Raw genomic sequence first — 5691 nt, 5'->3', positions numbered from 1 at the left:
TGGGCAGCCGTTTGTTCGATGCCGCCCGATCCCGGTGAATGGGCCTCCCTTTTCGCCAAACAGCTCGGCGGGTTCGCGGTGAAGCCGCTCGATATCTACCCCTACCAACTCCGCGACATGGATGAAGAACAGCAACTGAAGCGGATCCGTTCCTTGGCGCGCAAACGCGGCTGCCTCCCGCCGGACTTCGACGACGCGCTGTTGGCCGGTCCCTTCCGGGTCTTTATGGCCAATCTTCGCGCGGCCAACGCCTACACGCCGGAACCGAGCGATTGCAGGCCGATCCTCTTTAAGGCGGCGACGCCGCCGTACCCATTCCGCGCGGCAAAATTCGCAAACAACGGCTGGGACTTCTTTAAGATCCCCACCGACCTGGTCAAGGTACCCGGCGACCACTACAGCTTCCTAAAGAAACCCCAGCTCGACGAGCTTTTGGCACAGCTAACCAACCACCTCAACCAATCCAGTTAACCCGCATTGCTCACAAGGCATTCTGCTTCGCGCGACAACCCTCGTGAGAAATGCGGCCGTTACCTTTCGTTTTCCACCCGGGAGAAGGTCATTGCGAAGCTGGTTCCCAGACCTGGGCCGTCGCTGTGAACCGTGAGTTGTCCACCCATTTCGTCCATGGCCCGTTTGCAGTAGGCCAGGCCAAAACCGTGGCCGGTCTCCTTGGTGGTGAAGCCGTGGGTGAACATTTTCTTTAGGTTCTCCGGCGACAGGCCTACCCCGGTATCGGTGATGGTCAAGGTCACATCGCCGTCCACGCGAAATAACTGGATGGTCAGCAAACGCGGCTCCGAGTCGGCCATGGCTTCCACCGCGTTTTTGATTAAGTTGATGAGAATGTGGGTCACCTTTGACTTAGGCAAAACAACCGGTTGATGAACATTAAATTCGGTACCGACCACCACCCCGGCTTTTTCAATCAAGGCATTTTGAATCAGCAACACTTCCTCAACCAACTCGGCCAGAGAAAAACGCTCCAACAGTTCCTTGCCCTTGGCGTAACTTTGCTGCGAAAAGACGGCGCTTTTCATGATCTCAATTTTGGCGCTGATCGCCTCAATCTCCTGGGCCACGGCCACCCGTTCGCCTTCGAGCCTTTCGCCTAATTGCAACAGGTAATCGGGCAACATGCGACCGCGCGGGTCCTCACTCAAGTAACGGGGTAAATCAGTCAAATTCTCTTCAATCAGATGGTTGGCCAACAACAATTGTTTGATACGCGAATCGTTTATTTGCGCACGTACCTGATTGCAGGATACCGAAACCGAATTCAGCAAATTGGCGACGTTGTGGAGGATCGCGGTCGCCACCTCGGCCTGGTCCGCGGCCTTCGCGTGGGCTTCCACCAACTTCTTTTGCTCGCTGGTCTGGTTTTTCTCAGCCTGGACCACCTCCCGACGGGCCTCGCGCTTCACTTCCACGGAAACTTTTAGTCTGGCGATTAACTCGTCGCGTGCGAAGGGTTTAATCAAATAGTCGGTGGCGCCGGCCTGGAACAACCCCAACAGCCCTTTCTGCTCGTCCCGCGCGGTCAGGATGATCACCGGAATCCCGCGCATGCCCAGTTCTCGACGAATCTTGCGACACAAAATATCGCCGTTCATGCCGGGCATCTCGAGATCGGTGATCACCATGTCGACGCCCTCGCTTCGCTCACACAAAAGGTCGAATGCATCGTTTCCGTCAACAGCTTCCAACACATTCAGGCCCTGCTCCTTCAAACAGGACGACAACATGTTGCGAATGAATTTACTGTCGTCAACCACCAACGCGGTCAAGCCCATCAGCGGGCTGATAGGTTTGAGAATGCGGTTAATCGTGTCGGCAAGCGTGCCCGGCTTAAAACCCTTCGTAATGAAATCAGTGGCGCCTTTGTTAAAACTTTTGACACGACCTTCCAACGACTTGTGCGACGTGACAAAAACAACCGGCAACACATCATGCAGCTTGTCGGCCTTACCGAAATGGGCGGAAAACTCCTCAGACCGCAAATGCTCACAGGTTTCGTACCCATTCATGTTGGGCATTTCCACGTCCAGCACCACGAGGTCGATTTCCTGTTCTTTGACAAGATGCAACGCTTCAAGACCGTCTTTGGCCTCAAAGGTTTGGTAACCGGCCCGGCCCAATTCCTTGGCGTACATTCTGCGACAGACGCGACTGTCGTCAACAATCAGCACATTCTTCATGAAGTCTCAGCCTGGTGGAGCAGAGTTCGATTTCAAGATAAACCACAAGCACCTGAAACCAAACAACCTGAATTCGCGTGGTCCAAAAATTTTGTTCCGGCGTCAATCTGAAAACGACACCGTTTTCCGTGGGGAGTTGTGCTGCAAGCATAACTTATTTACCTGCAAAAGTCACAGGCTCAGCAAGTTTACCCGCCTTTTTAGGGAAAAAACCGAGCGGACTCCCGCCCGTACCCGACGTCTTTAACGGTACAAAACCAAAAGATCTCCGACCTTCAACCCAAACATTTCGGCAGCGTTCCCGCCGTTCACGGCCAACTCCAAACAACCGTTACTGCTTTGAATCATCAAGGCCTCACCCCAGGTCGCCTCGGCATAGGAGGTCTTTAAACCAGCGACTTCCCGGTCACCCGAGCGCCATCGCCAATCAAACGCCCCAAAGTTCACCTGCTCCGGTCCAATGTTGGTAATGCAGTTGCCAAACACATCCACATAGAGCACATGCCCTTCGACCCGATGGTCATCGACAACCGCTGCAGGCACATCCAGCTCCGCAAAGGATTGCATGGGCGGGCCGACTTGGTTCGGGGGCAAACCCCGGGATAAATGGGCGGCCACGGGCGCAAAAATATCGCGGCCGTGAAAGGTCCGGCTCACGTCGGGCAGACACAAACCCGCCTGCTCAATGGCGTAGACATGGCGGACGGGCGTGATTTGGTCAATTAAGGTGATCAGGCCGTTGTCCGGCAGCACGTAAAACGCGAGCGCGGTTTCCACCACCACCGCGGCACGGCTGCTGCCGACACCGGGATCAATCACGGCAACGTGGACGGTGCCCTCGGGAAAGTACGGGCAAGCCCCGCGCAAAACCATGGCACCGGCACGCACATCCTGGCGGGGAACGGCGTGGCTGATATCCACAATGCGCGCCTCGGGATTAATCGAAAGAATGACACCTTTCATAGCGCCGACAAAGCCGTCCTGATCACCAAAATCGGTGGTCAGCGTAATTAAAGGCAATGCCGAGAGGGCTTCTTCTTCCAGCATGGTTCCACCTGTTTCTTCGAGAGGATTAAAAATACCGCCCCCTGCTTTAAGAGGCGGCACGGGACAAGCAGGTCCGATAGAAGGGCTTCCCGCTCGCGGTTAATCACTGCTGAGTTTTAAACCGAGATCCGGCAGATCTTCCAGTTTCTTCTCGGTAAGTTGATCGTTAAGCGCGATCACTTTTTCGGGAACGGCCACACCGTGGCGTTTGCCCAACTCGATGATCACCTCGGCACACCGCTTAACGGCTTTCCCACGCACGGCCGGCGAGTCCAAGAACTTGGAGAGGTGACCGATAAAACGCGGGTCGCCCAAATTGAGGAGCGCATCCAGCAAGGCAAGCTGTTCTGATTCATTGCTTTGCGTGGTGAGTTTCTGAAAAAAGGGTTTGGCCAAACGCATGTCGCCATAGCGATCTAAAGCCTGAATGGCGGCCATGGACGACTCGTCTTGATTGAGGAACTCCACCAAAATCGGCAACGCCTGGGGTGACTTCATGGCGGAGAGAACCTGCATGGCACTGTAGCGAACCATCCAATCGGGGTTCTTGAGTTCTTGCAGGAACAGCGGTCCCAACTTTTGATTTTTCATAATTTTGGCCAGGTTCATCGCCTGGATTCGAACCGCCTGCTCCGGTTGCTCCTGTACCAAAGCCAGCACGATGGGCACAAAGGTATCGCCGACGGTACCCATCAAGCGGAAAATGTCGTCCCGAACAAGCGGCGACACCGAATCGGCAAAGAGCAACAGACGCCGCGTGGCTTCCTTGAGGTCGGGCATGCCGACAAACATTTTGAGGGCGGCGGCCCCGACCTTGGGGTCGGAAGATCCGATGGCGAGGATGATTTCCTCGAGCACGGCCTCGGGCGCTTCCTGCATGTGGCGGCCCAGGGCTTGGGACAGCGCAGCGGCGATTTCGCCCTGTTGGGTGGCGAGCGCATGAATAAAAACGGGCACGTTTTTCATCGAGGGCTGGTTTAACAAGGCCTTGAGGCAAAGCACCGCGATGGAATCGGCGCCGACCACGGCCATGTGTCGCAATTGCCCCTGGTAGCCCTTGGCGCCGGAGGCAATCACCTGTTTGAGCATGGCCTCGGCGATGGGTGGCTGGGGATCGTTCATCAAAGCCAAAACCAGCTCGCGTTGCTGCATGCCCTTCTCCTGTTTGATCAACAGTTTTAGGGCCTTTTTGCGATGGTTGGGATCCTTGTTGTTAATCATTTTGGCGATTTCGGTAAAGATCGCGTCGGACTTGCACAGGGCAATCGCGGCCGCCAACTCGGCTTCGACCTCGGGTCGCCGCTCACGGGCGAACATCTGCATCAATTTGCCCAATTTTTCAGGGTCCTGGTTCACGCTGATCAAGGCGGCCGCGAACTTCTTAGCCGCGGGAAGCTGCATCAGTTGCAACACCTCGTTCAAATCGGCGTCGGCAAAACTTTGATAGGAGGCCAGGGCTTTTTCCAAGAGCTGGGCGTTGATCCGTCCGGCTTTAACCGCCTGAAGAAATTCTTGGCGCTTGTGGGGTTGTTCAAACATAGAACCGTCCTAAAACTTGCCCGCATCTTGCAAGGCGCGGTGTAAGGGAGCGACAAATTTCTGATAATTCTGCTGGTGTTTTTCAATCACGGCGGCCAAGTCGCCAAGGTCGCGTGGGTGGACCACCAAATTCACACTGAGACAAAAAGCATGGAACACATCACCGGTTTTGTAAGCATCACCGAACAGCACCACAAACTGACGGCGGCGCATTTCCATATTCATCGCGGCAATCGCTTGATAAACCGGATCTTGTGCGACGGGGCCTGCAGGCTGTAAAAGAATGAAGGGATAAACAGTGTATTTAAGCGATTCCAGTACGGCAGGAAGGTAATCGCTGTGTTTGGGTTCACATCCCAGTTCGCCAACCACCTCACTGAAGGTCGCGAGCCGGTCGGGCGGGCACACCAACAAGGCGGGTTGATCGGAGCCGCCCAGATTTGCCAGTTCGGCGTCCAAGCGTTCCTCATCCACCGCCGCTTCTTCCGTTTGCGCGGGCGCCGTTTCGACCGGTGCCGCTTGGACCGGGACGGTCGGTGTCTCCGCGGTCAGCGCCGCGGGGGTCAGCGCCGCCGGCTCGGCTTGTTCGGCGCTAATCAGGCGGATTTCGATACGGAACGATTTGTCACGCCCCAAGACCACCCGCATCGGCAAACTGTGGCCGTCTACCGGCAAAGAAACTTGCACGTCGCGGCCCCACTGAAACTGACCCATCACATCAACCGGCAACGAGGCTTTCAGCCAGGCCATCAGTTGTTGGTTGTTAACCGGGTTGCCCATGGTTTTCTGTGCCCCGCCTTTGCTGAGCACAATCGGTTGCCCGGAGACAAGCAACAACTGCTCGCCACCCTGCACCGAGGGATGTTTGACCAAAGATTGCAAATCATTCATTGCCATAACACGACTC

4 protein-coding genes are annotated in these 5691 nt (G+C 55.7%); all 4 read right to left on the bottom strand.

Features of this window, described 5'->3' with window-relative positions; all coding sequences use genetic code 11:
* Positions 1-530: 530 nt before the first annotated feature.
* The gene (locus tag J3U88_RS26410; protein WP_207862005.1) at positions 531-2198 is read right to left on the bottom strand and encodes a response regulator; all 1668 of its coding nucleotides are present in this window, start codon (positions 2196-2198) and stop codon (positions 531-533) included.
* 243 nt (positions 2199-2441) lie between these two features.
* The gene (locus tag J3U88_RS26405) at positions 2442-3245 is read right to left on the bottom strand and encodes an SAM hydrolase/SAM-dependent halogenase family protein (RefSeq protein ID WP_207862004.1); all 804 of its coding nucleotides are present in this window, start codon (positions 3243-3245) and stop codon (positions 2442-2444) included.
* Positions 3246-3344: 99 nt separating this feature from the next.
* Positions 3345-4784: a HEAT repeat domain-containing protein gene (locus tag J3U88_RS26400; RefSeq protein WP_207862003.1), complete on the bottom strand. Its 1440-nt coding sequence runs from the start codon at positions 4782-4784 to the stop codon at positions 3345-3347.
* A 9-nt stretch (positions 4785-4793) separates the two neighbouring features.
* The gene (locus J3U88_RS26395) at positions 4794-5681 is read right to left on the bottom strand and encodes a hypothetical protein (RefSeq protein ID WP_207862002.1); all 888 of its coding nucleotides are present in this window, start codon (positions 5679-5681) and stop codon (positions 4794-4796) included.
* Positions 5682-5691 lie beyond the last annotated feature (10 nt).

Origin of the sequence: Acanthopleuribacter pedis (assembly GCF_017377855.1) — a bacterium.
GTDB lineage: Bacteria > Acidobacteriota > Holophagae > Acanthopleuribacterales > Acanthopleuribacteraceae > Acanthopleuribacter > Acanthopleuribacter pedis.
This window is presented reverse-complemented; position numbering and strand designations above follow the sequence as displayed.